Origin of the sequence: Methylorubrum populi (assembly GCF_002355515.1) — a bacterium.
Taxonomy (GTDB): Bacteria; Pseudomonadota; Alphaproteobacteria; order Rhizobiales; family Beijerinckiaceae; genus Methylobacterium; species Methylobacterium populi_A.
In genome coordinates this window covers 229,712-250,581 of sequence record NZ_AP014809.1, presented here as the reverse complement: position 1 = coordinate 250,581, position 20,870 = coordinate 229,712, and the positions used below count along the sequence as shown (strand labels likewise).

The following is a 20,870-nucleotide window of genomic DNA, read 5'->3' as shown; positions in this document are numbered from 1 at the left end:
ATCGACCCGTGCGCTCGCTGACTGCCGACACTGAGCGCCCGATCGACGGCGCCGCGCCGCCCATCCGAAGGTCCGACCAAGAGGCTCGTTCACATCATGGCTGTCGAAGCGTCCGGGGCCGCGAGCGAGCTCGTCCAAGTCGTCGCCCTCCTCGCCGCCGGGGTCGTCGCCGTCCCCTTGTTCAAGCGGCTCGGACTCGGCTCGGTCCTCGGCTACCTCGTCGCCGGCCTCGCCATCGGGCCGTTCGGTCTCGGTCTGTTCACCGACGCCCACGCGATCCTCCACGTAGCCGAACTCGGCGTCGTGATGTTCCTCTTCATCATCGGATTGGAGATGGAGCCGTCGCGGCTCTGGGGCATGCGGCGCGAGATCTTCGGACTCGGCCTCGCGCAGGTCGGTGCCTGCATCGCTGCCCTGACGCTCGTCGGCGTCGCCATGGGATTTCCGGTCGTCGTCGCCTTCGTGGCCGGCACCGGCTTCGTGCTCACCTCGACCGCCATCGTCATGCAGCTCCTCGAGGAGCGCGGCGCACTCTCGACCCCGAAGGGCCAGAGAATCGTCGCCATCCTGCTGCTCGAGGATCTCGCCATCGTGCCGCTGCTGGCCGCGGTCGCCCTGCTGGCGCCAGGCGGCGGCGAGACGAGCGGGACGGAGCGCGCCGTGGCGATCCTGATCGCCCTCGTCTCCGTCGCCGCGCTGGTAGCGGCGGGCCGCTGGCTGCTCAACCCGCTGTTCCGCCTGCTCGCCGCGGCCAAGGCGCGGGAGGTGATGACCGCAGCGGCGCTGCTGGTCGTGCTCGGCTCGGCGCTGGCGATGCAGCTCGGCGGCCTCTCGATGGCGATGGGCGCCTTCCTGGCCGGCGTGCTGCTCTCGGAATCGAGTTTCCGCCACCAGCTGGAAGCCGATGTCGAACCGTTCCGCGGCATCCTGCTCGGCCTGTTCTTCCTCGGCGTCGGGATGTCCCTCGATCTCGCGGTCATCGCCGCGAACTGGAGCCTGATCCTCATGAGCGTGGCCGCCTACATGGCGGTCAAGAGCCTCGTCATCTACGCGATCGCCCGCCTGCTGCGGGCGGCCCATGCGGAGGCGCTGGAGCGCACGGCCCTCATGGCGCAGGGCGGAGAATTCGCCTTCGTTCTCTATGCGGCGGCGGCCTCCGCCGGCATCATCGACGGCACGACCAACGCGGTCCTGACGGCAACCGTCATTCTGTCGATGGCGATTACGCCGCTCTGCGTCATCGCCTTCGACCGCCTCGGGCCGAAGGCCTCCGCCTCCACGGACGGTCTCGACGCGCCGGAGAACCTCGTCGGCAGCGCTCTGATCATCGGCTTCGGACGCTTCGGGCAGATCGTCAGCCAGCCCCTGATCTCGCGCGGCTGCTCGGTCTCGATCATCGACACGAACGCCGACAACATCCGCCTCGCGGAAGGGTTCGGCTTCAAGGTCTATTACGGCGACGGTGCCCGCCTCGACATCCTGCGTGCGGCCGGCGCCGGCACGGCCCGGGCAATCCTGATCTGCATCGACGACCGCGCGATGGCCAACCGTATCGCCGAGCTGGCGAAGGCGGAGTTCCCGCTGGTGCCGGTCCTGGCCCGCGCCCGCGACCGCGAGCACGCGGTCGAGCTGATCGAGGCGGGCGTCGCCTACCAGCTGCGCGAGACCCTCGAATCCGCCTTCGCCTTCGGCGAGCAGGCGCTGGTGACGATCGGTGCGGAGCCGGAGGCGGCAGAGGAGATCATGGCCGAGGTTCGCCGGCGCGACGCGGAACGTCTGGACCTTCAGGTCGTCGGCGGCATCTATGCCGGTCGAGAGCTGATCCGGGGCAATGCCGGCCAGCCGGCCCACGGGCACGGTTGAGTGCGCTCGGGGGAGGGGGCAAACTCAGCGGATTATGGCCATCCATCTCGGCCTTGCACTTCTCGCCGGCCTCCTCTCCGTGCTGTCGCCCTGCGTCCTGCCGCTGCTGCCGCTGGTGCTCGGCGCGGCCGCGACGGAGCACCGTCTCGGACCATTGGCCCTGGCGGGCGGCCTTGCGCTTTCCTTCGTCGCGGTCGGTCTGTTCGTCGCGACGATCGGCTTTGCCATCGGTCTCGACGGCGACCTGTTCCGCAAGATCGCCGCGGCGCTGCTCCTGGCGCTCGGCCTCGTCCTGGTGGTACCGGCGGCGCAGACGCGGCTCGCTGCAGCGGGCGGGCCGGTGAGCGACTGGGCGGAGCGGAGATTCGGCAACTTCTCGACCGCCGGTCTGACGGGCCAGTTCGCCGTCGGCCTGCTGCTGGGCGCCGTCTGGAGCCCCTGTGTCGGTCCGACGCTCGGGGCCGCCTCGCTCCTGGCGGCTCAGGGACGCGATCTCGGCAGCGTCGCGATCACCATGCTGATGTTCGGCATTGGGGCCGCCGTGCCGCTCGCGGCGCTCGGGATGCTGTCGCGCGAGATCCTGACGCGCTGGCGCGAGCGCATGCTCGGTGTCGGCCGGGGGCTCAAGGCGGCTCTGGGCGTCGTCCTCATCGTCACGAGCGGACTGATCCTCTCGGGCACTGACCGGATAGTGGAGACCTCACTGGTGAATGCCTCGCCGGACTGGCTCACGGCGCTGACGACCCGCTTCTGAGCCGTTACGAGAAACGACCCTCGATCGGCCGTCCGAGCCGAGCTCAGTGTGAGACCCGATCCGCCCAGGCACGGTCGAGACGGGCGGCACGATAGGCGTCGGGGATGGAGAGTGCCCAGACGAAGAAGCCGCCCGCATGGCGCCCGACGAAGCTCGCATCGGGCGCGGCGAACCGGGCGGTGAGCCACCCGCCGAGGAGAGCGAATAGCGCGAAGCCGAGCCCCCGTGCGGCGCGGCCCGTCCAGACATGTCCCATGCCAGGCAGGAGGATCGCCACGAGCAGCACATGAAAGGGTTCAGGCAGCGCGCGCATGCCGCGTCTCCGAGGACGGTTCGGACAGGATTTCGGCAAGCTCCAGGCCGGCGCGCAGTGCGCCCCCGAGCTGTTCCGGCGCGAGGCGCGACAGCGCAAAGCGGCTTCCCCGCAGAAGGAGGTAAGTGCCCCTTTCGCCCTGGCTCGCCTGCACCGTGAGGCGCAGGCCGTCGGGCGTCACCAGGACCTCCTTCACCCTCGGTTCGGCGAGGATGCGGCCCAGCGCGGGCACCACGCGGCCGAGAAGGGCTTCCGCTCCGGCCGTTCCGCGCACCAGAGTGTCGGCCGGCCATGCCGCGGGCACGGGAAGGCGGAGCGGAAGCCGATCGGGTGCGTAGAATTCGGCGCCGACCGGCCGGCGGAGGACATCGAGGGTCGCCTCGGTCGCGAGCGGCATCCGGAGGGTGACACGGAGCCAGAGCTGCGGCAGCCTTCGGTGGACGAGGGTGTCCGGTACGAGGCGGACATCGACCGCGGCCTGTCCAAGACGGCCGCGCAGCGTCGCGAAGCCGGCCCGGTCGCGGCCGAGGCGCGGCGCGGCGAGCTGCCCGGCGCAGGCGTCGAGGAGCTCGCCGCGCCATGCGGCCTCCCTCCGGTGCTGGCGCAGGCAGAACGCGGCGCTGCACAGCAGGATCAGCAGGCTCAGGCCGATGAGCATCGCCGTGCCTCAGTAGCCGCGGGGCTTCGGCCAGGGCATCGTGAACTGGTCGCCGCGGCGGACATACTTGTAGCGGTGCAGGACGAACCAGGCCGAGGCGGCGATGTAGAAGGCCATCATCGCCAGGAGCTGCGTGCCGTAGCCGAGGAAGACCGCGAGATAGGTGACCACGCACAGGACGAGCAGCAGCACGGCCGGCAGTGGATGGAGCGGATGCACGTAGCCGCGCTGGATCGAACCGAGCGGCCATTTCCGGCGGAACAGCACGATCGACAGCGCCATCAGCGTGTAGCCGAGCAGCCCCGACAGGATCGAGAAGGTGATGGTCTGGTCGAGCGGCGTGGAGACGGCGAACAGGATCGCGATCGGCACGAAGAAGACGATGGCGCGGTAGGGCGTGCGATAGGTCGGGTGAACGGCGCCGAACCAGACCGGCATGTAGCGGTCGCGGCCCATGGCGAACCATGCCCGCGAGGCATCGTTGATGCAGCCGTTGGCCGAGGCCACCGTGGCGAACAGGGTACCGAGGAACAGGAACAGCTCCAGCCAGCGGCTGCCCGTGAGTCGGGCGGCGTCGTAGAGCGGCGTCACCGCCTGACCGAGATACTCCCACGGCATCAGGCCGGAGCACACGTACCACGTGAGCGTAGCCGCGATCAGCAGGGTCATCATGCCGGTCATGGTCCCGAGCGGCAGGGCGCGGGCGGGCGAGCGGACTTCCTCGGCGGCCTGGGTCGTGCCCTCGATGCCGAGATAGAACCACAACCCGAAATGCATCGCCGCGAGAATGCCGAGCGAGCCGTAGGGTAGGGCGCCGAGCAGCGCCTCGTGCTGCAGCACCGCGCCGGGCGCCCAGGGCTGGGTCGCGACGAACAGCACGACGATCGCGGCGAAGGCGGCGGCGGTGATGACGAGATTGAGCGTCAGCGTGGCGAGTACGCCGCGGTAATTGAGGAAGGCCAGCGCCACGACGGTGAGCACCATGAAGGCCCGCTTGTCGACGGCACCCTCGAGCCCCAGGCTCTGGGCGAAGGCCTCGATCAGGTCGCCCGCGACGATGGCGTTCGACACCTCCAGCATGGTGTAGGCCATCACGAGGTAGAGGCCGACATTGAAGGCCGCCAGCGGCCCGATGATGTGCTTGGCCTGGGCGTACTGGCCGCCGGCCGCGGCGACCGTCGAGGTGATCTCGGAATCGATCATCGCGACGCAGGTATAGAGGATGCCGGCGAGCCAGCACGCGGCCAGCGCCGCGACCGCGCCGCCCTTTCCGACCGCGAAGTTCCAGCCCATGAATTCGCCCACGAGGACGATGCCGACCCCGAGCGCCCAGACATGGCCGGGCCCCAACACGCGCAGCAGCGCGACCTTCCGGTGCGCGGCCGTGGCCGGCACCGTGGCGGCGACCATTTCGGTGGAGGGTTGAGCGGATACGCGCTCCGCAATCGGTTGCACCGTTGTCATCACGACCTCGCTGCCGTCTCGCCGACCTCGGAATCGACGATCTCGCCCTCCTCGGAGGAGAGGAGGTAGCTCTCGTCGTAGGTTCGGTTGGTGCGCAGGAGATCGAACCCCATCCAGAGCGCGAGGGCGGTCGCGGCCGCCCATGCGCCCCAATTCATCACGGACACCATGATGTGCTCCCCCGATCTGCAGGAAGGTTCGGCAGATGACCTCGGCAGCAGGGAAGGCGGTTCGAGCGGCGGACCGTTCGAGTTCAGGCCTTCGGCGCGCCGTCGAAATGCTCGGCGATGACCTCGCGGTACTCTCGGTCCGAGTAGCGGAACATGAAGACGAAATAGCCGACGATGATCGCGGCGGTGAGCGCCACGAGGGTCCAGTTGAAGGCGTAATCGAACCGGGTACCGATGATCCCGGCCGCCTTTTCCGGCGTGAAGCCGAGCTTCTCCCACTGCCCGGCCATGGTCGGGTTCTGGCCGAGGGAGTCCCATGTTGGGTTCGAAACGGTCGTTGTGCTGGTGCCGCCGCCGGCGAGCTTGAGCCACAGCGGCAGGTATAGGGTGATGAAGACGAGAACCAGCATCAGAACGGCGTCGACGATCTGTCCGACGACGGACTGAACCGGCGGTTCGTAGGGCGTGCGACCGGCCATGTCAGGCCTCCCCCGTCCGGCGCATCTCCCGCAGGCGATCGAGGTAGTACAGGTCCGTCCCGTAGATCGCGTCGCGATCCTCGCGGTAGTGCCGGATCATGGCCGCGATCGCCGCCGTGTTGAGCAGCACGACGCAGGCGCCGACGCCCAGAACGAGCAGCGTGACGCCGCACGTGTCGCAGGCCTGTCGCATGGTCCAGAAGGTGAAGGCGTAAACGAGCCAGACCATGCCGACGGCGAAGATGGCAGCGGCTCGATCCCGGCCGAACATGGCTGCGACGCGCGCATCCTGCATGGCACATTTCCTCCCGGAGGACCGTTCTTGAAAGGAATTCTGGCTTCCTTTCGAGAAATATCCTGCCGTTTCAAACGTGCGTCAAGTCATAATCTGCACTGCACTGCACCATATTGCCGAAGGCGTGCGCAGTTTGTTTCGCGCTTAGGCAGGGCGTGATCCGTCGCCTGAGCGACGGAGCGGCGGACGACGCGCGACGTTTTTCTACACCCTCTCATCATGACCGGAGGACCCATGTTCGACGCAGCGATCTACGACCGCCTCCTCGGTACGGCCGCCTCGATCTCGGAGCCCCTGCGGGCTGCCATCGCGGCGGTCGGCCTGATCGAGATCGCGCCGCCCTCTCACGCCAGCGTCGCCGAGCGGCTGTTCGTCGAGGTCGTCAATCAGCAACTCTCGACGAAGGCGGCCCTCTCAATCTGGACACGCGTCGAGGCGGCAGCCGCCGCGCAGGTGGTCGCGCCGCGCGATCTCTTCGTTCCGGGATACGAGGACCTGCTGCGCGGTTGCGGGGTCTCGGCGAACAAGGTGCGCGCGCTGCAGGCCATTCGCGAAGCGGAGGAGGCCGGCCTGCTCGGCGCGGACTTGGCCGCGCTCCCGCATGCCGAGCGCGCGGCCGTTCTCTGCCGCATCCGCGGCGTCGGCCCCTGGACCGCCGACATGGCCGGCATCTTCCACTTTCTCGACCCCGACATCTGGCCCGTCGGCGACGTGGCTGCCGTCGGTGTCCTGCGGCGCCTCACGGGAATCGACGACACGGCTGCGGTGGCCGCCCGCTTTGCGCCCTACCGCTCGATCCTGGCCCGCTACATGTGGCGCAGCCGGGACACGGCGTCCGTCGCCGCCTGACGCCGTCAGCGTCCGGCTTCGAAGAAGGGTCGGAAGTTCTCCAGCCATTCGCGCAGCCATACCTCGGCCGCCCGCTTGGCGCCCTCCGCATCCTTGGCATGGCCCCAGATGTCTTCCGCGAGCGGGCTCCACCAGGTCCAGAGACGGTTCGACCCGTCGTACTCCACCGTGGCGACCTCGATCGCGCCGATTCGGCCGGTGAAGCGCTGCAGGGGCACCTCGGAGATACCGCCCTGGGTCCAGATGATCGTGTCGTTCGACATAGCTTCCCAACGCCGCGACCGCGCACGCGTTCGGCGACGGATTGCGGGTGAACTCGGAATGTGACGGCCGCGATGATTCACACCGCGACCCGGCGATGGCACTTGACCAAATCGAACCGATCCGGCAAGCGCGCGTTGTCTGCCCATCGTCGCCGCGCGCGTGATGTGCGGCTCCACAGGAACTTTCGACCCCCATGCCCGACGACAGTAGTCGATCGACCACGCCGCCTTCGGCCAATCGCGTGATCTGCGCCTGATCGTCTGATCCGGCTCACCCGCGACCGGCCTTTGGCGGCTGGTCCGACAAGAGGTGAGCCATGACTGACTCCAACGTCATTTCCCGGCGTGCCCGCTCCCGCGCGGCGAAGTCGGGCCGCAACAGCAGCGTCGTTCTCGTCGTGGCGCTGATGATGGCCCTTGTCTTCGTACCCGTGCTGGCTCTTCACGCGGCCGCCGTTTCCGGTGCCGTCGCCGGCGACGAGGTGCGGCCCGACGAGATCGCGACCGCCGTCAGCCACAAGAAGGTGCCGGGCTGAACGACAACGCGCGTCGGCGAACGAAAAAAAGGGGGCGCGCGAGCGCCCCCTTTTTCTTGGCCGAACTCCGGATGGCTCAGGCCGCACGCACCGTCGAGAGGAAGCGCGCGACTTCCGCCCGCAGATGCTCGGATTGCCGCGACAGCTCGGAGGCGGAGGCCAGAACCTGGGTGGCGGCCGCGCCCGTCTCCTCCGAGGCTTGTGCCACGCCTGCAATGTTGCTGGTGACTTCCCCCGCGCCGACCGCCGCCTGGGACACGTTGCGCACGATCTCCTGGGTCGCGGCACCCTGTTCCTCGACGGCGGCCGCGATCGTCGCGGTCACGGCATTGATCTCGCGGATGCGCCCGGTGATGCCGCCGATCGCCGACACCGCCTCGCCGGTCGCGCCCTGGATCTGCGCGATCTGACCGGAGATCTCCTCCGTCGCCCGCGACGTCTGGGCAGCCAGTTCCTTCACCTCGCTCGCCACCACGGCGAACCCCCGGCCGGCCTCGCCGGCGCGGGCCGCCTCGATCGTCGCGTTGAGAGCCAGCAGGTTGGTCTGGCTCGCGATGTTGGCGATGAGGTTCACGACGTCGCCGATGCGGGCCGCAGCCTGGCTCAGTTCGTGAACGAGGACTGCGCTCTGATCGGCCTCGCCGACCGCGAGCTGCGCCATACCGGAGGAGGTGCCGACCTGGCGGCCGATCTCCTGCACCGACGTTCCGAGTTCCTCCGCCGCAGCGGCGACGGTGGCGACATTCGAGGCAGCCTGTTCGGCCGCCGCCGCGACGGTGGTCGATTGGCTCGCGGTCTCCGTGGCGGTCGCGGTCATCTGCTGAGCGGTGGCCTGCAATTCGGTCGCCGAGGACGAGACCATTCCGACGACGCCGCCCACGGCACGCTCGAAACCGTCGGCGAGCTCGATCATGGTGCGACGGCGCTCGACCGCGGCGGACTCGTCCGCCACGCGTTTGAGCTCGGCCTGCTCGGCGGCCTTGCGCGCAACGAGGGCCTTAATTCCTTCCACCGCGCGGGCGACGGCGCCGATCTCGTCGCCGCGGCGCGCTTCGACGATGTCGGTCTCGATCTCGCCCTCGGCCATCCGCTCGAGCACGCGGACCAGCCGTCCGATCGGGCGCACGATCCCGGCGATGGCGATCAGCCCGAGCAGGCCGAATGCCGTCAGAAGGCCGGCGGCCGCGATCGTGGTCAGCGCCATCGCGGCGGACTTACCAACTTCCTCGGCTTGTTGTTTCGCCGCCTCGAGATCGCTCATATTGGCCGTGATGCGCTTCTCGATCGCTTCGATCGCCTTGGTCCGGACCGGACGAACCACGTCGAAGGACACCTGCGCCGCCTCCACGTTCTGGTTCTTCATTCCGAGTTCGATCGAACGCTCCACGGTCGTGAAGAAGCCGGCAACCGTGGCTCTGACCTCGCCGAGCATCGTGCGGCGCGCGTCCGTATCGGCCATAGCGATCAACCGATCCGCGCCGCTGAGAGCCCGTCCCCGGGCCGCTTCGAAGCGCTTGTAATGCGCGGCGAGCGCGGGTCCGTTGGTCTCGAGAATGATATTCTTCTCGCTGATGACCGCCTCGTCGATGGCAAGAGCAGTCTGCAGTGCGGTGATGACTCGGGCTGCACGGACGTCCACGACGTCCTGAGTCGTTCGCTGCAATCGATCGAGCGTGTCGCGCGCCAGAATGACGATGCCGGCCGCGACGAGCGCGACCAGTGCGGCCGGAATGACAAGCTTTCCGAGAAGTCTGAGATTGGTAAACCAGCGCATCTGTCTGCGTCGCGGGACCGTATTCGAGCGTCCGCGGGCCGCCCCGGCCACATCGGATCACGATTATGTGAGCATGCGAAGGTTAATAAGAAACAAATCCTTACATTAGTGCGAGCAATATTAAATAATAACTTATGTTATTAGATATGATGCTCGATATCGACGCTCTCCGTCGCCGTCATCTGTTTGGAAAAGTGTTTTCATTGCCGCGGATGAAGCCCGCAGTTGCCACCTCAAATTCGTCCGCCTCGATTGCAGGTGCGCCCGCTACCCTGCATTGCGGCGGCGCTGCCTTCCGCTCGGATCGAGCATGCCTTATGGCGCTCCCGAACGCTCCCGGCACCCTCCTCTCCATCCTCATCCAGGCCTCGCGGACGCATGATTCGTCTCGACAAGATCGGCAAGCAGAACGGTCGGCAGATCGTCTTCATCGAGGCGTCGGCCGCCCTGCAGAAGGGCGAGAAGGCTGGGCTGGTCGGCCCGAACGGCGCTGGCAAGACCACGCTGTTCCGCATGATGACGGGCCAGGAACAGCCCGACGAGGGCCAAGTCTCGTCGGAGCGCGGCATCACCATCGGCTATTTCAGCCAGGATGTCGGTGAGATGGCGGGGCGCTCCGTCGTCGCCGAGGTGATGGACGGCGCAGGACCGGTCAGTTCCGTCGCCGCCGAGCTGAAGGAGCTGGAGGCGGCACTCGCCGACCCCGACCGAGCCGACGAGATGGACGCCCTGGTCGAGCGCTACGGCGAGGTGCAGGCCCGCTTCGAGGAGCTCGACGGCTACGCGCTCGAGGGCCGCGCCTACGAGGTGCTGGCCGGTCTCGGCTTCTCGCAGGAGATGATGGACGGCGATGTCGGTCGGCTCTCGGGCGGCTGGAAGATGCGCGTGGCGCTGGCCCGCATCCTCCTGATGCGGCCCGACGTGATGCTCCTCGACGAGCCGAGCAACCACCTCGACCTGGAGAGCCTGATCTGGCTCGAATCCTTCCTCAAGGGCTATGACGGCGCGCTCTTGATGACCTCGCACGACCGCGAGTTCATGAACCGCATCGTCTCCAAGGTAATCGAGATCGATGGCGGGACGCTCACGACCTATTCCGGCGACTACGCGTTCTACGAGCAGCAGCGGGCGCTGAACGAGCAGCACCAGCAGGCGCAGTTCGAGCGTCAGCAGGCGATGCTCGCCAAGGAGATCAAGTTCATCGAGCGCTTCAAGGCCCGCGCCAGCCACGCCGCGCAGGTCCAGAGCCGGGTGAAGAAGCTCGACAAGATCGAGCGGGTGGAGCCGCCGCGCCGCCGGCAGACCGTCGCCTTCGAGTTCCAGCCGGCGCCCCGCTCGGGCGACGACGTCGCGATGCTCAAGGGCGTGCACAAGAGCTACGGCAGCCGCATCATCTACGAGGGGCTCGATTTCTCGATCCGGCGCAAGGAGCGCTGGTGCGTGATGGGCATCAACGGCGCCGGCAAGTCGACGCTGCTGAAGCTCGTCACCGGAACCGCGCAGCCCGATGCCGGCACGGTCGCCGTCGGGGGCAGCGTCAAGCTCGGCTACTTCGCCCAGCACGCCATGGACCTGCTCGACGGCGACCTGACCGTGTTCGAGGATCTGGAGAGCAGCTTCCCGCAGGCCGGCCAGGGCTCGCTGCGGGCGCTCGCCGGCTGCTTCGGCTTCTCCGGCGACGATGTCGAGAAGCCGTGCCGGGTGCTGTCGGGCGGTGAGAAGGCTCGGCTGGTCATGGCCAAGATGCTCTACGATCCGCCGAACTTCCTCGTCCTCGACGAGCCGACCAACCACCTCGACATCGCCACCAAGGAGATGCTGATCAACGCGCTCTCGGGCTTCGAGGGAACGATGCTGTTCGTCAGCCACGACCGGCACTTCCTGGCGGCTCTGTCGAACCGCGTGCTCGAGGTGACGGGGGAGGGCATCCGGCAGTACGGCGGCGGCTACTCAGAATATGTCGCGAGCACGGGTCAGGAAGCGCCGGGCCTGAGAAGCTGACCGCCGTCAGGGATCGAGAGCGAGACCTTCGTAGCGCGCCACGAGGCCGGGCGGCGCGACGATCCGCCAAGCAATCAGCAGCGCGGCGCGCAGAGTCTCCTCCTCGGCCATGTCGAGGTCGAGGCTCGTCCAGCCCCGCGTGCCCCAGGCGCCCGGGACGGGTTCGAATGCATCCGGCTCCGCGTCGAGCAGCTGCGCCTGCGCCTCCGGCGTCAGCCTGACGACCACCCGCGCCTCATCGGTCCAGAGCGTCGCGAAGATCCGTCCGCCGACCCGGAAATCGGGATGGCCCTGATGGGCGCCCTCGACCACCTCGGGCAGCAGGCCTGCGAGGGCGCGCACATCCTCGGGCAGGCAGGCCATGGCGGCTTGCTACGCCCGGCTCGTCGGCGCCTGCCAAGTGGTGCCCGGATGCTCGCGCACGTCGCCGCTCCGGGTCCCGGTGTCGCTGTCGCTCACCCATTCGCCCGGTTCGGCGATCACGACGACTTCGTCCTCCGGATAGGCCGCCTCCACGAACAGGCGGGCCTCACCCTCGGCGGCGGCCCGCACGGTCACAAGCGGGCGCTCGCCGCCCGCGCTGCGAACCCGCGCGATGAAGAGTTTCGACATGGATCCTGTCCTCCGGCCGCTATCCCAAGACCCGATCAACGCCCAGGCAACGGAAGGGATCATCCGCATCGTATCGCCGATCATGCCCGAAATGCGGTCGCTCGGCCCTCCGTCCGGAGGAGCCTCGAACGCAATCAGACCGCGCCCGGAGGCGCGGTCTGATCAGGCGTGAGGGGTGAGGCGGGCCGGGACGATGCCGTGCTAGAGCCGTATCCGACCTGATTGCATCAGGCCGGCGTCTCTCGCTCATTGTTTTGGCGCGCCTTCTCTCGACGAACCGGTGACCACTTCGTCGGAATGCGCTCTAGACCAGGGCGCCGAACCGGAAGCCGCCGTCGGCGAAGTCCGAGCGGCCCTCGAAGAGGCCGTATTGCAGGAAGTGCTGCATCGGATCGACCTGAGCGGCGGCCACATCCTTGTAGGTCGACAGGTAGGTCGAGGTGTCGAAGGAGGCGGACGGGTCGCGGCCTTCCTTCCAGCCGTACTGATCGTAGTGGCTGAGCGGATTGATGCCCGCGGCCTTCACGTCCGCGTAGGCCGCGAGATAGCCCTTGGTGTCGAACACGGAGTTCGGGTTGCGACCCTCTTTCCAACCGTACTGCTCGAAATGCTGGGCGGCAAAGGCGAAGGTGTTGCTGCTTCCGGCGGCCTGGGCGACGTCGGCATTGGTGAGAAGATAGTACTCCGCGTCGAAGCCGCCGCGGATGTCGCCCGCCCGACCGACCGCGTCATGGATCGCCCGGCCCTCGCTCTGCCCGTATTGCAGGTAGTGCGCGAGCGGGTTCAGGCCGGCGGCCTTCACGTCGGGATTGGCCGCCAGATAGAACTCGTTGTCGAAGCGGGCGCCCGGATCGCGGCCCTCCTTCCAGCCGAACTGCTCGTATTGGTCGAGCGGGTTGATCCCGGAGGCCCTTACGTCGGGATTGGCCGCCAGATAGCCCTTGGTCGAGAAGAAGGCGTTCGGGTCGCGGCCCTCGCGGGCGCCGTACTGGGCGAAATGCGCGTCGGCGTCCTGGCCGGCCTGGAACACGTCCTTGTTGCGGGCCAGGTAGTAGAGGTCGTCGACGAGCGGCTTGCCGTCGTTCACCACGATCGTGGCGTCAGAGAACAGGTAGCGCTCGAAGCCGTCGACGAGATCGCGGCCCTCCGGCCCGGTGATGACGGTGAACCGGCCGGCTTCCGTGACGGTGATGGAGGCGAACGAGGAATTGAAGACGAGCGTGTCGTTACCGCGTCCGCCGGACAGGATGTCGTCGCCGGCGCTGTTGGTGATGACGTCGTCGCCAGCGCCGCCGGCGAGCCGATCAGCGAAGGGCGTTCCCTGCAGCACGTCGTTGCCGCCGGTACCCGGCTGGCTGACGCCGCGGGCCAGCACGCTGTCGCCGCGGAAGGCGAGGTTCTGGATCCGTGTGTCGGCGGCGGGGCCGGTATCGGCCTGGCCGAAGGGCGTCACGCTGTAGAAGGCCTTGAGATACTCGGCCATGGCATCCTGCTCGGTGCCCTGCGCCGCGAAGGTCTCGGTGTTCGGCAGGGAGCTCGGCGTGGCGCTGCTCAGCGCGACGCGGTTCTCGCCGTAGGCCGGGAAGGGATAATTGTCGCCCCCGAGCCCCGGCGCCGCGCTGGTCCCCGTGGTAAGGAAGTCCAGAGTGACGGCGCGGATGCCCCGGTTGGGGTCACCGACAAGCTGGCCGTTCTGCACCAGGGTGTCGAGGAGGAAGCCGTCGGCATCGACGATCGCGGCCGAGATGATCCGCTGTCCCTCGCGGGTGACGTTGCCGTTGGCGTCGAGCGTCTGAGCCTGCCGGCTCGCGTCGAACGAGAAGCTGATGCCGCCGATCTGAGGGAAGGCACCGGGCGTCGCCCCAGGCGCAACCGAGGAGACGGCGTGTTCGAGCACCCGCTCCAGTTCGGAGGCCGTGACCGTGACCATCGCGAGCGCGTTGTTGAAGCGCAGCGAGTTGGTGACGTCGAGCTGCGAGATGTCGCCTGCCGCCTTGCCCGCCGACGCATTGGCGGCGGGAGGCAGCTCCGCGGTGCCGCCGCCGGCCGTCGAGAACGAGCCGATCGAGTCGCGGATGCCACCGCCGTTCTTGATCGAGACGGTGACCGTGCCGTCGTACTGCTTGGCGTACCAGAGATTGGCGTCGGCGCTGAGATTGCCGAGGTTGGTCTCCTCGGTGCGGACCTCGCCGCGGCGGCCCTCGAGATACACGCTGGTGCGTCCGAGGATGTTGCCGTCCTGCTGGCGGATGATGTCGGCGATGCCCGCCGTCTCCTGGATGCCGTCGTTGTTCGCGTCCAGGCCCTCGATCACCTCACGCACGAGGTAGCCCTTCGAGCCGGGGGTGAAGGCCGCGGCCTTGGAACCCCACAGCTGCGCGACCGTGGCGTCATCGACCGCGACGGCACCGGAATTCTCCGAGGTGATCGAGTTGCGGATGACGTTGCCCAGATCGTCGAAGGTGACGTTGAGCCGGCCGACATAGGAATACTCGGAGGCGGTGTTCACCAGAGCCAGGGTCTGGCCGGACGCGTTGGTGAAGAATTGCGGGTAGGCGCCGCCCGCCTTGTCGCCGGGCAGGAGCCGGTCGTTGCTATCAGCCAGCAGGGTGTGCGAGCCGCCGCCGATCAGCACGTCGACGTTGCGCAGGAGCGGGGCGAGCGCCTGCTCGTTGGCGAGCTGCTGCAGGTGCGTGCCGACGATCACCTTGTTGAGGCCCGGATTGGCCGCGAGCACCCGATCGACTTCGGCATTGATCTGGTTGGCCAGGAGCGCGATCTCGTCGCGGCCGGTAAAGCCGTCCAGCGTGACGTTGCCGAGCGTCGTCAGCAGCGGCTCGAGCTGCGTCGTCGCGCCGATGAAGGCGATCTGCTCGCCGTTCTCGACGATGACCGTCGACTTGGCGATCTTGTCGGCGCCGGTGCCGGTCTGGGTCGAGGTCGGTCCGGTCTGCGCAAAGGTCGCGAGATCGCCGTCGCGATGCACGAGGCCGGACAGCGCGGACTCGCGGGAGAAGTTCAGGTTGACCGAGAGGTAGGGGAACTGCGCGCCGACCCAGGTGTCATCGGCCGCACCCGCGGCGGTGCCGAGATTGGCGCCGATGAGGTTGGCGACCTCCGTCGGACCGGAATCGAACTCGTGGTTGCCGAACACCGCGGCCTGGACGCCGATGATGTTCTGGATCGTCACGTCGGCCCGGCCGGGGGAGGCGGCGAGGCGGCCATACGCGTTGGCGCCGGAGAGCCCGTAGAGCTGATTGTAGACGCCGTTATAGGTCGCCGCCATCTGCGGGTCGGCACCCGCGATGAAGAACGGGCTCGGGATCCAGCCGTCGCCGGTCGAGAGCGTGATCGAGTTCGGCGTCGCGTCCTCGAGCTTGTCGACGATGGCCGCGAAGTTCGCCGCCCGCTCGGTCGCCAGCAGGCCGGCTTCCCAATCCGAGGCGTGAAGGATCTGAAGGGTGTAGGTCATCGGAGTGGCCTGCTCGGTGGTGAAATCGAGGTTGTCGCGGGCGATGCCGGCAAAGGTGTTGCCGGCGCTGTCGGTGAAGGCGCCGGCCGGCACGATCACGTCGTAGGTCGTGCCGGGGCGCAGGTCGGCGCTCGGGTTGATCGTCACCGTGTCGCCGCTGATGCGGACCTGTGCGGTGTCGGAGACCGCGATCGTGCGGGTGTCGCCGGCGGCGTCGGTGAGGGTGATGCTGCCGGTGCCGGGCCGAACCGACTCGCTGAAGCGCAGGACGATGTCGGCGCCGGGGGCCACCTTGGTGGCATTGTCGGCGGGCGTCGCGGCGAGGAGCGTCGGCGCGGTCTGGTCGAGGCGCAGGCCGACGAGGACCGGATCGTGGTCGGATTCGCGTGCGGGCGAGCGTCCGTCGAAGTAGCTGGCGGGGCGGCCGAAATCGAGATTGTAGTCGATGGCGTCCGCCTCGTCGGCGTTGACGTGCCACTCGGTGACGCCGGTGACTTGCCGATTCAGGCTGCCGTTGCCGAAGGCGTGGTCGAGGGCGCCGTAGGCACCGTCGAAGACGTAGGAGTAGGGGTTGGCGAGCCGATCCTCGGCGAGATTGGTGAAGCCGGCCGCCTTGAGGATGTCGAGGGCATCCTCCTTGATGTAGGCATTGAAGTCGCCGAGCAGGATCTTGTCGCTGTCCCGGCTCCCCGTCGGGTTCAGGGCGAGCCACTGGGCAAGCGCCGTCGCCGCAAGCTCCCGCTGCTGCTGCCACGCACCCTGGCCGTCACCCTGGTCGGCATCCGCGCCTGTCCCGGCGCCGCTCTTCGACTTGAAGTGGTTGATGACGGCGGTGAAGTTCTCGTTGGTGGCGATTTCGTTGAAGGTCACCGCGAGCGAGGCGCGGCTGGTATTGGCACCGTTGAAGATGTGCCCGATCGTGCTCTGCTGCAGCAGGGCCGGATTGAAGGCCGCAACATCCGTGTCGTCAAGCCGCTCGATCGTGGTGTTCATCGCCACCGAGACCTTGCTCGGCTTGTAGATGAAACCGACCGCGATCGCGTCGCCGCCGAGGAACTGGCCCTGGTCGAGCTGGGCGCCGGGATTGACGTAGGCGTAGGTGCCGGCACCCGCGCGCAGGTTGAGTTGACCGACGAGGTATTCGAGCGCGTTGCCGGGGTCGCCCGGACGGAACTGGTTCTCCAGTTCGGTGAGGCCGAGCACGTCGGCGCCGGTGCCGATCAGGGTCGTGACGAGCTTCTCGGTCTGGCGGGCAAGTTCTTGGGCGCTGTTGGCGCCCCGCGGCTCGAGGCCGATCGCGGTGCGCACCGAGGAGCCGGTGTTGAGGGTGGTGAAGTAGTTGAGAACGTTGAGGCTGCCGACCTTGAGCGTGCCGCCGATCGGGTCCGGCTCGGCGGGCCGCGGGTTGGCGACCACGAAGCGGTTGTCGCCGTCGTCGATGGCCCGCACCCGGTAGGCATTGGTCGGTCCGAAGCCGAGCGTGCCCGTCAGCCCCGTGACCGTGTCGCCCATCCGCGGCGCGCCTGCCGTGCCGTAGCTCGGGCCGAAGCCGTCGAGATTTTCCACCGGTAGGTTCTGGGTATTCTGCCCGTCGTCGTAGGTGATCGAGCGCGCCGCCGTCTGCGCGAGATAGGCGGCGTAGGCGGCCGCGTTCGGCTCGAACTCGTTGGTGAAGGTCTCGGGCCGCGCGCCGGCGGCGAGGCGGATCTCGTTGAAGCGGTCGAGGTTGAACTGCTCGGTGATCGTCAGCGTCTGGGGGAAGCGGACCAGCATGCCTTCGTAGCGTTCGAGGTCGGGCTGCGCGGTCGTGCCGGTGCCGATCGTGGCCGCGGCCGGAAGGTCGACTGCGACCGCCGAGGCCTTAACCTGCTCGGGCGTCAGCGCCCGCGGCGTCACCACCTGGATTGCGGCGGCATCCCGGACGGTGATCTGCGTCTCGCCGTTGAACTCGGTGACGGTGCCGGTGACGCGCACACGGTCGCCCTCGGCGACATCGACGAGGCGGTTGCCGGTCCCTTCGAAGACGAACAGGCCCTCCGAGGTCAGCGGATTGCCGTCCTGATCGGTCGCCTCCTCCTGCAGGTAGAAGCCGCCGAGATTGCGCTTGGCGTCGGCGTCTCCGTTCTGGAAGTCGCCGACAACGATCGCCTCGATCGTGACGGTCCGGCCGACGAGCGGGCTCGCCGCCCCCTCGCCCTGCACCGCGGAGATCAGGCTCACGTCGTCGTTGACGATCGTGCCGGTCGCGGTCGCGGAGGCCGAGCGTACGGACGCGGCGATACCGGTCTGGTTCGAGGCGGCCGTGCGCAGGGTGAGGGCGAAGGTCTCGTCGGCCTCCGGCGGGGCGTCACCCCGCACGCTGAGGCTGACCTGCGCGGAGGCGGCGCCGGCGGGGATCGTACCCGCGACCGTCAGCGGCAGACCCGGCGCGCCGGCGAAGTCGGCACTCTCAGCTGCATTGGCGCCGGTGCCCGTCAGTTCGGCAGTGAAGGCGACTGCACCCAGCGTCCCGTTGCTGCGCTCCACCGTGAAGGTGAACACGGTCTCGCCCGCATTGCCCTCCGACTTGCTGACGGAGAGCGAGTTCGCGGCGAAGCCGATCTCCTGGGTGAAGCCCTGGGGCAAGGCTGCGTAGAGCACGGCGCCGCCATTGGCGACCTCGTTGGCGCTGACGAGCAGCGGGGTGCCGGTCGGGTTGCGGTCGGCGGCGATGAAGGTCAGCACCTCCGGACCGAGATCGGTCGTCGCGCCGGGGAGCGGCGGGACGTAGGAGACGTAAGCCGCGTTGGCCGGATCGGTCACGTCGTAGACGATGACGCCGCTCTGCCGCTCCAGGCCGACGAAGGCGTAGATGCGGCCATTGACGGTGCCGATGGTGATACCCTCGGGCTCGGGCCCCTTGTTGTCCGAGCGGTCGTCGGGCGTGTTGGCGAGCACCTGATCGTTGTTGAAGCGCTCCGGCGCGATCTGGGCGAAGATCTTCTCGAACTCGCCGCCGGTCTCCCGCACCTTGGTGATCGTCCCGTCGGCATTCTGACGGAAGATCGAGATGCCGCGCCCGCCGAGCGTATGGAGTTGGTCGATCACGCCGTCGTTGTCGGTGTCGCCGGTGCGCAGCAGGACATTGAGCCGGGCGTAGGCCGGGTCCGCCTTCAACAGCTGGAGTTCGGGCGTGAGCCGGCTGTTGGCGATGGTGCTCAGCCGGGCGACGTCACCGGTATCATCGGCGCCGCCGATCACCCGCTGGTCGCCCTCGTTGGCGGTGACGAAGTAGGTCGCGCCGCCGGTGGAGAACGAGGCCACGGCGTCGGGCTGGAGCAGTCCGTAGATCGGCGTGTTCGCCGGCGTCGCCGCGATACGGATCGAGGCCGTGCCGTTCGGGCCGTCGCGGTCGGAGGCGTCGAACTCGTTGCCGGCCAGCGAGTGATTGACCGCCCCCAGCGGCTGGATCGCGATCGGCGCCGTGCCGGGATTGGTGAGATCGATGATCGCGACGCCGTTCACCTCCTGAAGGGTGACGTAGGCGAAGCGGTTGTCGGGCGAGATCGCGATGTATTCCGGCTCGATGTCGGCCGCCGCGCTCTTGCCCGGCGTGACGGCGAGCCCGCGGGCCCGCAGGGCCGCCTCGCTGCCGTTCAGCTCTTCGAATCCGACGGTCGCCGTGACCGCGGCGTTGGCCGCACCACCCGAGACATCGATGATCGACACGCTGCCGACCGGGTTGCTGCCCGCGCTAGCCTGCTCTCCCTCGTTGGCGACGAGCAGGCGGCTGCCGTCCCGGGTGAAGACGATCTGGTCGGGTCCGACGCCGACCGTGAGCGAGCGCAGCAGCGTGCCGTCGGCGTTGAACAGCGCGACCCTGCCCGGCGCGTCACCGGTTGCGTTGGCGTAGGCGACGGCCACGAGGCCGTTGAAGACCGCGACCGAGTTGACCGAGCCGTACTGATCCAAGCCCGCGAGCCCGATTTCGCCCGTCTTGCTCAGGGCGCCGGTCGCGTCGAGCCCGACGATCTCGATGCGGTTCTCGTTGGTGTTCTGGATGTAGAGGCGGCTCGTCGAGGAATCGTAGGCCACCACCTCGGCGTTGGGGGCGACTGCCGTCGCCGGGTCGTTCGTGGCGGCATAGGCGCCGAGCCGCACGAGCTGGAGTGCGTTCGTCGGGGCCGGCGCCGCCGTCGCCGTTGCGCCGGAGAGACCTTGGAGCGAGGGCGCCGCGTCGAAGACCGTGATGCCGTTGATGCGGGTACCGACGTCGTCGGTCAGGATCGTGCCGATGCCCTGTCCATCCGCCACGGTGGCGCCCCGCACGTTGGACACCGCGACCGTGAAGGTTTCGCTCGGCTCGATCGCCGTGTCACCGAGGATGTCCACCGCGAAGGTCGCGCTGGTCTGGCCCGCCGCGATGGTCTGGCCGGTGACCGTCCGGGCCAGGTAGTCGCTGCCGGCGGTGGCGGTGCCGTCCGCCGTGGCGATGTCGAAGGTCACGCCGCTCGCGGTCGCCGGCGCATTCAGGGACACGGTGAAGACGAGCTGCTTGGTGCCCGAATCGCCCTCGCTGACCTGAACGTCGTTGATCGACAGGATCGGGAGGGGTGCGTTGGCGGCCACCGCGAACGCGCTGTAGCTGCCGGCACCGACGCGCACGGCATTGTCCTGGCTCCAGGACCCAGCCGAACCGATCGCCGTCAGGAACTGATCGCGCGTGCCGGAGACGGGGCCGTTGTAGCGGCCGTTATCGGCGCCCAGCGCCACGGCGGTTTGCCCGAGGGTCAGCCCGGGCGGAAGCGCCGAGGTATTCGAATTGGTGGCGTTCGGCGAAAAGCTGCTGCCGCCGTCGGCGAAGTTGATCGCGTACAGGAAGGTCGGATTCGCTGAGCTGCCCTGATAGGCGAGGATCTGGTCGCCGTCCGTGCTGAACGAGAACCGCGGGGCGTCGGTGGCCGTGTAGACGGGGGTGTTCGGCCCTCCGGCCGCGCTGTCGGCGGTAGGGTGAATCACCGTGCCGGCGGAAAGCGCCGTCGGGGCGGTGTAGGTGTAGCTGCCCTCGCTGGTGAGGAGCGCGTTGGTGCTGCTGCTCCAGCCATTGTCGGTGAAGGTGATGGTCGTGCCGGCCTCGATGTCGCGCAGGATGACGAAGGCGAAATCATCGGGATTGTCGGCATCGTATCCGACGAAAACGATGTCGCCGGCGGCGAGGCTCGTGGCCATGTCCATCTCCAGGCAGCCGCGCGGGACGGACGCGCAGGTCGCCCGCTGCAAGGCCAAGGGTTGATCCTCGGCCGGGTGCGAGAAGACGCGGCGGTCATGGACGTCCCGCTTTCGGGACGCTCACGGCACGCGGACAGCGTTTCGATCTATGCCAGCCGG

16 protein-coding genes are annotated in these 20,870 nt (G+C 68.3%); 5 read left to right on the top strand and 11 right to left on the bottom strand.

Annotated features, from left to right (window positions below; genetic code table 11):
• Nucleotides 1-96 precede the first annotated feature (96 nt).
• Together MPPM_RS01125 and MPPM_RS01120 are read left to right on the top strand one after the other, a co-directional pair.
• Nucleotides 97-1,863: a monovalent cation:proton antiporter-2 (CPA2) family protein gene (locus tag MPPM_RS01125; protein ID WP_096483123.1), complete on the top strand. Its 1,767-nt coding sequence runs from the start codon at nucleotides 97-99 to the stop codon at nucleotides 1,861-1,863.
• 34 nt (nucleotides 1,864-1,897) lie between these two features.
• Nucleotides 1,898-2,617 (top strand): cytochrome c biogenesis CcdA family protein, encoded by a 720-nt coding sequence (locus tag MPPM_RS01120; RefSeq protein WP_096483120.1) that lies wholly within the window; start codon nucleotides 1,898-1,900, stop codon nucleotides 2,615-2,617.
• 43 nt (nucleotides 2,618-2,660) lie between these two features.
• Here the strand turns inward: MPPM_RS01120 and MPPM_RS01115 are convergent, their stop codons facing one another.
• From MPPM_RS01115 to MPPM_RS01095, 6 genes are all read right to left on the bottom strand, one after another.
• Entirely contained in the window at nucleotides 2,661-2,930 is a 270-nt protein-coding gene (locus MPPM_RS01115) for a hypothetical protein (protein ID WP_096483117.1), read from the bottom strand.
• Nucleotides 2,914-3,588 carry a hypothetical protein gene (locus MPPM_RS01110; RefSeq protein ID WP_096483115.1) on the bottom strand — a complete coding sequence of 225 codons (675 nt, stop codon included), beginning with the start codon at nucleotides 3,586-3,588 and terminating at the stop codon, nucleotides 2,914-2,916. The genes MPPM_RS01115 and MPPM_RS01110 overlap by 17 nt, the downstream gene beginning before the upstream one ends.
• A gap of 9 nt (nucleotides 3,589-3,597) precedes the next feature.
• On the bottom strand, nucleotides 3,598-4,998 hold the full coding sequence (locus MPPM_RS01105) for an APC family permease (protein ID WP_173807967.1): 1,401 nt from the start codon (nucleotides 4,996-4,998) through the stop codon (nucleotides 3,598-3,600).
• 53 nt (nucleotides 4,999-5,051) lie between these two features.
• Nucleotides 5,052-5,222: a hypothetical protein gene (locus MPPM_RS28445; protein WP_012452169.1), complete on the bottom strand. Its 171-nt coding sequence runs from the start codon at nucleotides 5,220-5,222 to the stop codon at nucleotides 5,052-5,054.
• Nucleotides 5,223-5,305: 83 nt separating this feature from the next.
• Nucleotides 5,306-5,701, bottom strand: coding sequence for a hypothetical protein (locus MPPM_RS01100; protein ID WP_096483110.1), 396 nt, complete (start codon nucleotides 5,699-5,701; stop codon nucleotides 5,306-5,308).
• Between the two features lies 1 nt (nucleotide 5,702).
• Nucleotides 5,703-5,996, bottom strand: a complete 294-nt coding sequence (locus MPPM_RS01095) for a hypothetical protein (protein WP_096483107.1) — start codon at nucleotides 5,994-5,996, stop codon at nucleotides 5,703-5,705.
• 234 nt (nucleotides 5,997-6,230) lie between these two features.
• Here MPPM_RS01095 and MPPM_RS01090 point away from each other — a divergent pair, with 234 nt between their 5' ends.
• Nucleotides 6,231-6,845, top strand: a complete 615-nt coding sequence (locus tag MPPM_RS01090; protein WP_096483104.1) for a DNA-3-methyladenine glycosylase family protein — start codon at nucleotides 6,231-6,233, stop codon at nucleotides 6,843-6,845.
• A gap of 5 nt (nucleotides 6,846-6,850) precedes the next feature.
• Here the strand turns inward: MPPM_RS01090 and MPPM_RS01085 are convergent, their stop codons facing one another.
• Complete coding sequence (locus tag MPPM_RS01085) at nucleotides 6,851-7,108, bottom strand: hypothetical protein (RefSeq protein WP_096483102.1); 258 nt, start codon at nucleotides 7,106-7,108, stop codon at nucleotides 6,851-6,853.
• A 317-nt stretch (nucleotides 7,109-7,425) separates the two neighbouring features.
• On the opposite strand from MPPM_RS01085, the gene MPPM_RS01080 reads away from it, so the two are divergent.
• The gene (locus tag MPPM_RS01080) at nucleotides 7,426-7,644 is read left to right on the top strand and encodes a hypothetical protein (protein ID WP_096483100.1); all 219 of its coding nucleotides are present in this window, start codon (nucleotides 7,426-7,428) and stop codon (nucleotides 7,642-7,644) included.
• Nucleotides 7,645-7,720: 76 nt separating this feature from the next.
• Here the strand turns inward: MPPM_RS01080 and MPPM_RS01075 are convergent, their stop codons facing one another.
• On the bottom strand, nucleotides 7,721-9,418 hold the full coding sequence (locus MPPM_RS01075; protein WP_096483098.1) for a methyl-accepting chemotaxis protein: 1,698 nt from the start codon (nucleotides 9,416-9,418) through the stop codon (nucleotides 7,721-7,723).
• Between the two features lie 378 nt (nucleotides 9,419-9,796).
• Here MPPM_RS01075 and MPPM_RS01070 point away from each other — a divergent pair, with 378 nt between their 5' ends.
• Nucleotides 9,797-11,419: an ABC-F family ATP-binding cassette domain-containing protein gene (locus MPPM_RS01070; RefSeq protein ID WP_096483096.1), complete on the top strand. Its 1,623-nt coding sequence runs from the start codon at nucleotides 9,797-9,799 to the stop codon at nucleotides 11,417-11,419.
• Nucleotides 11,420-11,425: 6 nt separating this feature from the next.
• Here the strand turns inward: MPPM_RS01070 and MPPM_RS01065 are convergent, their stop codons facing one another.
• The 3 genes from MPPM_RS01065 to MPPM_RS01055 form a co-directional block, all read right to left on the bottom strand.
• A complete protein-coding gene (locus tag MPPM_RS01065; RefSeq protein WP_096483094.1) occupies nucleotides 11,426-11,782 on the bottom strand; it encodes an MmcQ/YjbR family DNA-binding protein in 357 nt (118 codons plus the stop codon).
• 9 nt (nucleotides 11,783-11,791) lie between these two features.
• Nucleotides 11,792-12,031 carry a hypothetical protein gene (locus MPPM_RS01060; RefSeq protein ID WP_096483091.1) on the bottom strand — a complete coding sequence of 80 codons (240 nt, stop codon included), beginning with the start codon at nucleotides 12,029-12,031 and terminating at the stop codon, nucleotides 11,792-11,794.
• A 304-nt stretch (nucleotides 12,032-12,335) separates the two neighbouring features.
• Nucleotides 12,336-20,711 carry an ExeM/NucH family extracellular endonuclease gene (locus tag MPPM_RS01055; protein ID WP_096487653.1) on the bottom strand — a complete coding sequence of 2,792 codons (8,376 nt, stop codon included), beginning with the start codon at nucleotides 20,709-20,711 and terminating at the stop codon, nucleotides 12,336-12,338.
• Nucleotides 20,712-20,870: the final 159 nt, after the last annotated feature.

What these genes read in the sequence shown, in the direction of transcription:
- MPPM_RS01115 (WP_096483117.1), bottom strand. Translation starts at nt 2,930, where the DNA reads ATGCGCGCGCTGCCTGAACCCTTTCATGTGCTGCTCGTGGCGATCCTC.
- MPPM_RS01070 (WP_096483096.1), top strand. Translation starts at nt 9,797, where the DNA reads ATGATTCGTCTCGACAAGATCGGCAAGCAGAACGGTCGGCAGATCGTC.
- MPPM_RS28445 (WP_012452169.1), bottom strand. Translation starts at nt 5,222, where the DNA reads ATGGTGTCCGTGATGAATTGGGGCGCATGGGCGGCCGCGACCGCCCTC.
- MPPM_RS01085 (WP_096483102.1), bottom strand. Translation starts at nt 7,108, where the DNA reads ATGTCGAACGACACGATCATCTGGACCCAGGGCGGTATCTCCGAGGTG.
- MPPM_RS01090 (WP_096483104.1), top strand. Translation starts at nt 6,231, where the DNA reads ATGTTCGACGCAGCGATCTACGACCGCCTCCTCGGTACGGCCGCCTCG.
- MPPM_RS01095 (WP_096483107.1), bottom strand. Translation starts at nt 5,996, where the DNA reads ATGCAGGATGCGCGCGTCGCAGCCATGTTCGGCCGGGATCGAGCCGCT.
- MPPM_RS01055 (WP_096487653.1), bottom strand. Translation starts at nt 20,711, where the DNA reads ATGGCCACGAGCCTCGCCGCCGGCGACATCGTTTTCGTCGGATACGAT.
- MPPM_RS01075 (WP_096483098.1), bottom strand. Translation starts at nt 9,418, where the DNA reads ATGCGCTGGTTTACCAATCTCAGACTTCTCGGAAAGCTTGTCATTCCG.
- MPPM_RS01100 (WP_096483110.1), bottom strand. Translation starts at nt 5,701, where the DNA reads ATGGCCGGTCGCACGCCCTACGAACCGCCGGTTCAGTCCGTCGTCGGA.
- MPPM_RS01060 (WP_096483091.1), bottom strand. Translation starts at nt 12,031, where the DNA reads ATGTCGAAACTCTTCATCGCGCGGGTTCGCAGCGCGGGCGGCGAGCGC.
- MPPM_RS01105 (WP_173807967.1), bottom strand. Translation starts at nt 4,998, where the DNA reads ATGGTCGCCGCCACGGTGCCGGCCACGGCCGCGCACCGGAAGGTCGCG.
- MPPM_RS01110 (WP_096483115.1), bottom strand. Translation starts at nt 3,588, where the DNA reads ATGCTCATCGGCCTGAGCCTGCTGATCCTGCTGTGCAGCGCCGCGTTC.
- MPPM_RS01120 (WP_096483120.1), top strand. Translation starts at nt 1,898, where the DNA reads ATGGCCATCCATCTCGGCCTTGCACTTCTCGCCGGCCTCCTCTCCGTG.
- MPPM_RS01125 (WP_096483123.1), top strand. Translation starts at nt 97, where the DNA reads ATGGCTGTCGAAGCGTCCGGGGCCGCGAGCGAGCTCGTCCAAGTCGTC.
- MPPM_RS01065 (WP_096483094.1), bottom strand. Translation starts at nt 11,782, where the DNA reads ATGGCCTGCCTGCCCGAGGATGTGCGCGCCCTCGCAGGCCTGCTGCCC.
- MPPM_RS01080 (WP_096483100.1), top strand. Translation starts at nt 7,426, where the DNA reads ATGACTGACTCCAACGTCATTTCCCGGCGTGCCCGCTCCCGCGCGGCG.